The organism is Terriglobales bacterium (genome assembly GCA_035937135.1).
Taxonomy (GTDB): Bacteria; Acidobacteriota; Terriglobia; order Terriglobales; family Acidobacteriaceae; genus DASYVL01.
The window spans coordinates 1-4,654 of sequence record DASYVL010000111.1 but is presented as its reverse complement, the minus strand read 5'-3'; the positions used below and the strand labels follow the sequence as shown (position 1 = coordinate 4,654).

At 62.8% G+C, this 4,654-nt stretch carries 5 protein-coding genes; 4 read left to right on the top strand and 1 reads right to left on the bottom strand.

Annotated features, from left to right (window positions below; translation table 11 throughout):
• Window positions 1–782, bottom strand: a 782-nt coding sequence (locus tag VGQ94_06560; GenBank protein HEV2022174.1) for a hypothetical protein, incomplete at its 3' end; no start/stop codon positions are given.
• A 599-nt stretch (window positions 783–1,381) separates the two neighbouring features.
• Here VGQ94_06560 and rpsL point away from each other — a divergent pair.
• The 4 genes from rpsL to VGQ94_06540 all read left to right on the top strand — a co-directional run.
• Complete coding sequence (gene rpsL, locus VGQ94_06555; GenBank protein ID HEV2022173.1) at window positions 1,382–1,756, top strand: 30S ribosomal protein S12; 375 nt, start codon at window positions 1,382–1,384, stop codon at window positions 1,754–1,756.
• Between the two features lie 9 nt (window positions 1,757–1,765).
• A complete protein-coding gene (gene rpsG / locus VGQ94_06550) occupies window positions 1,766–2,239 on the top strand; it encodes a 30S ribosomal protein S7 (GenBank protein HEV2022172.1) in 474 nt (157 codons plus the stop codon).
• 100 nt (window positions 2,240–2,339) lie between these two features.
• Window positions 2,340–4,433, top strand: coding sequence for an elongation factor G (gene fusA, locus VGQ94_06545; protein ID HEV2022171.1), 2,094 nt, complete (start codon window positions 2,340–2,342; stop codon window positions 4,431–4,433).
• An 84-nt stretch (window positions 4,434–4,517) separates the two neighbouring features.
• Window positions 4,518–4,654 (top strand): GTP-binding protein (locus VGQ94_06540; protein HEV2022170.1); only part of this gene is annotated, 137 nt, incomplete at its 3' end.

Genomic DNA, 4,654 nt, shown 5'->3' with positions numbered 1-4,654 from the left:
TCCGCCGCCAATTGTTTGGTGGCGCCGGTGGCGATGCTGAAGGAGGTGTCCGGCAGACTCTGCACGTGGATGGAGATGGTGGCGGGCGAGCAGGTGATAAAGGGCGCGGCCACGCTGTTGGTCCCGCTGATGGAGGCGGAGATGTTCGCCAGCCCGGAGTTCTTGGCCTTGATGCTGGCCTGGTTGGCGGTGAGCACCGGAGTGGTGGCGGGGCCGGCTACGTCGATGGTCGCCACTGTGCTGTCACTGGAGAGCCAGCTGAAGGTCCCGACGGTGGCAGTGATGTCCACGCCGCTGTTGAAGGCGGTCGCGGTGAAGATCTGGGTGGCGTTCTGCGACTTGCAGTCCACGGACGCCGGCGAGAGGGTGATGTTGTCCACGTGCAGATGGGTGGAAAGCACCACGGTGTTGCTGGTGATGCCGCCTACGGTGGCCGTCAGGTTGCTAGTGCCGGCGGCCACCGCTGGAGTGCACACCACGGGGATAGTGAGGGAATCCCAAGTGCCGGCGCATACCTGTCCGCCGTTGGCAACCGTGCCCACGGCTGTGTTGCTGGAACTGAAGGTCGGGGTAGAGGTAAAGAGCAGATTGCCGGCGGCGTCCTTCACAGTGATGACAACCTGGGAGACCCCGCCCACTTCCATGGAGAGGCTGGTGGGAAGCAAGGCGACGCTGGCGGCTTTGGCGGTGCTGGTCGGGCTGGACTTGCTGCCCCCGCACCCGGAAAGCCCCAGGCTCAGCACGAGAATCAGGAACAACCCGACGCAAGCCAACCGCCGCATGCACCCTCCCCTCCGCGACTCCGGCGGAGGCAAAAACATTTCCCGAGCGAACTGCTGGGGGAAACTTCAAGTGTAGAAGCTCGCGCCGGTTTCGGCAAGCCGCAGGCCGGGCGCACGGCCCACAAAAGCCCTGCGCTTCCTCCGGGGCAACGAGCACGCCTCCAGCAAGGACCAGTTCTAGGGGCCCGGCGGCCCCGAAGTTGACGCCCGTCGCGGCTCATTGCTATACTCAAACGGTTCTGCGAGTTGAGTCAGGCCTGCCTTTTGCAGTTGGCTGTGCTTTAGCCGTACCGCCCGAGGTTCCGGAAGTTCGGGACCGTTAGCAGGGTGTCCTCGCTGAAAAACGCGCCTGCGCTGCCCCCGACCCGTCGGAGGATATGCAGGCCGTGGCGGACGAAACGGAGCACCCTCGGAAGCTCAGGCTGGGTGCCACCGTCGCGAGCCAGACCAAAACAGAATAGAAATCTCCCCGTCCCTCAACCGGACGGAGAAGTATGGCTCGGCCTTGCGCCGAAGCCAGCCTGAAACGTGCGTTTTTCACAATCAGGCGCGGGTGTCTGTCCTTTGGGGACACACGGCGTGCCGGGAGAGCAGGAAGCGTGCCTACGTTCAACCAGCTGGTGCGTATGGGAAGGCGGCGGGAGACGTACAAGACCGCCAGCCCGGCGCTGGAAGAGTGTCCGCAGAAGCGCGGAGTGTGTACCCGCGTCTATACCCAGACGCCCAAAAAGCCGAATTCGGCGCTCCGCAAGGTAGCGCGCGTGCGCTTGACCAACGGCATTGAGGTGACGACGTACATCCCGGGCGTCGGCCATAACCTGCAGGAGCACTCCATCGTGCTGATCCGCGGGGGCCGCGTGAAGGACCTCCCGGGGGTGCGCTACCACGTGGTGCGCGGCACGCTGGATACGGTGGGCGTGAACGACCGCAGGCAGGGGCGCTCGAAGTACGGCGCCAAACGGCCCAAGGCCTAGGAACCGACCATGCCGAGAAAAGGAACAGTCCCGAAGATCGAAGTGGTGGCCGACCCGTTGTACGACTCGACGCTGGTCACCAAGTTCATCAACTCCATGATGTGGGACGGCAAGCGCTCGACCGCCCAGGGCATCTTCTATGAAGCCATGAAGAAGCTGGAGGAAAAGGGCGGCGGCGAAGGGGCGCTGAAGCTGTTCACCAAGGCGGTGGAGAACGCCAAGCCCATGCTGGAAGTGAAGACCCGGCGGGTGGGCGGCGCTAACTACCAGGTGCCGGTGGAAGTGAATCCCAACCGGCGGACGTCGTTGGCCATCCGCTGGCTGCTGAGCTACAGCCGGGGCCGGGCGGAGAAGGGCATGATCGACAAGCTGACCAACGAGTTGCTGGACGCGGCCAACAATAAGGGCGCCGCCATCAAGAAGAAGGAAGACGTGCACCGCATGGCAGAGGCCAACAAGGCCTTCGCGCATTACCGGTGGTGAGGAGTATTGGGAAATTTTGGAATTTTGTAATTGAGTAATTGAAAACCGGCCAATCGGCGTCTTTTCAAATTACTCAATCACCAAATTACGAAATTACACAATGGCCAGACAAGTCCCATTGACGCGTTGCCGGAACATCGGAATCATGGCGCACATCGATGCCGGCAAGACCACCACCACGGAGCGAATCCTCTATTACACGGGGATCACGCACCGTCTGGGAGAGGTCCATGAAGGCACGGCCACCATGGATTGGATGGAGCAGGAGCAGGAGCGCGGCATCACCATCACCAGTGCCGCCACCACCTGCTACTGGCGCGATATCCGCATCAACATCATCGATACGCCCGGCCACGTGGACTTCACCGCCGAGGTGGAGCGCTCGCTGCGCGTGCTGGACGGCGCCTGCGCCGTGTTCGACGCCGTGCACGGCGTGGAACCGCAATCCGAGACCGTATGGCGCCAGGCCGATAAGTACGGCGTGCCGCGCATCTGCTTCATCAACAAGATGGACAAGATGGGCGCCGATTTCGAGCACGCCATCGACACCATCCGCAAGCGCCTGAACGCCCGCCCCGTCGCCATCCAGCTCCCCATCGGACAGGAAGACAAATTCAAAGGCGTGGTGGACCTGTTCGCCATGAAGGCCGTTCTGTGGAACGACGAGACCCTGGGCGCCGAGTACGTGGTCGAGGACATCCCGGAAGCGCTCATGAAGAAGGCCAACGCCTTCCGTAGCCAGATGGTCGAGACCATCGTGGAGAACGACGATGAGCTGCTGCACAAGTACATGGAAGGCGAGACCATCAGCCCCGAGCAACTGAAGAAGTCGCTGCGCAAGAGCACCATCGCGCTCAAGGTGTTCCCGGTGCTGTGCGGGAGTTCGTTCAAGAACAAGGGCGTGCAGCCGCTGCTGGACGCGGTGGTGGACTTCCTCCCTTCGCCCTTGGAGATCCCTCCGATGGAGGGGGAGAACCCGGACAATCCCGAGGAGAAGCTCACGCGCAAGGCCGATGACAACGAACCCTTTTCGGCGCTGGCCTTCAAGATCATGACCGACAGCTTCGTCGGGCAGCTGACGTTCATCCGCGTGTACTCCGGACAGCTGAAGACCGGGGACAACGTGTACAGCCCCGGGCGCCGGCGCCGCGAGCGCATCGGACGTTTGCTGCAGATGCACGCTAACAAGCGGGAAGAGATCTCAGAGATCTACGCCGGCGACATCTGCGCCTGCGTCGGACTGAAGGGCGTGACCACCGGCGACACCCTGTGCGAAGAGAAGCATCCCGTGGTGCTCGAATCCATCGTGTTCCCCACGCCGGTGATCTCGGTGGCGGTGGAGCCGAAGACCAAGACCGACCAGGAAAAGATGGGCGTGGCGCTGGCCAAGCTCGCCCAGGAAGATCCCACCTTCAAGGTCCATACCGACGTGGACAGCGGACAGACCATCATCAGCGGCATGGGCGAGTTGCATCTGGAGATCATCGTCGACCGCATGATGCGCGAGTTCAGCGTGGATGCCAACGTAGGCAAGCCCCAGGTGGCCTATCGTGAGACCATCCGCAAGGTGGCCCAGGCCGAGGGCAAGTTCATCCGCCAGACCGGCGGGCGCGGCCAGTACGGCCACGTCAAGATCCGCCTGGAGCCCAACCCGGGCCTGGGCTACGAGTTCGTCAACGAGATTGTGGGCGGCAGCGTGCCCAAGGAATTCATCAAGCCGGTGGACCAGGGCATGCGCGAAGCCATGGAAGGCGGCGTGCTGGCCGGCTACGAGTTGGTGGACATCAAGGCCGTGCTCTACGACGGCAGCTATCACGACGTGGATTCGAGCGAGATGGCCTTCAAGATCGCCGGTTCGATGGCCTTCAAGGAAGCTGCGCGTAGGGCTTCGCCGGTCTTGCTGGAGCCGGTGATGTCGGTCGAGGTGGTGGTGCCCGAGGAGTACATGGGCGACATCATCGGCGACTTGAACTCGCGGCGCGGGCGCATCGAGGGCATGGAACACCGCGCCGGGTCGCAGGTGATCAAGTCGCATGTGCCGCTGGCGGAGATGTTCGGCTACGCCACCGACATGCGCTCGCGCACCCAGGGCCGCGCCACGTTCTCCATGCACTTCAAGCGTTATGAAGAGGCCCCGCGCTCGGTGGCCGAAGAGATCATCGCCCGGGTGCAGGGCAAGGCAGTGAGCCGGTAAACGGGAAGGCGCGGCTTCGGCCGTGCCTCAGGACGGGATTTCAGAAGAGGGGCTTTAGCCCCCGCGAAAGACGGAGCAGAGCACATGGCGAAAGTAAAATTCGATCGCAGCAAGCCGCACGTGAACGTAGGGACGATCGGACACATCGATCACGGCAAGACCACGTTGACGGCGGCCATCACCAAGGTGCTGCAGAAGCACAACCCGAAGATCGTGTTCCG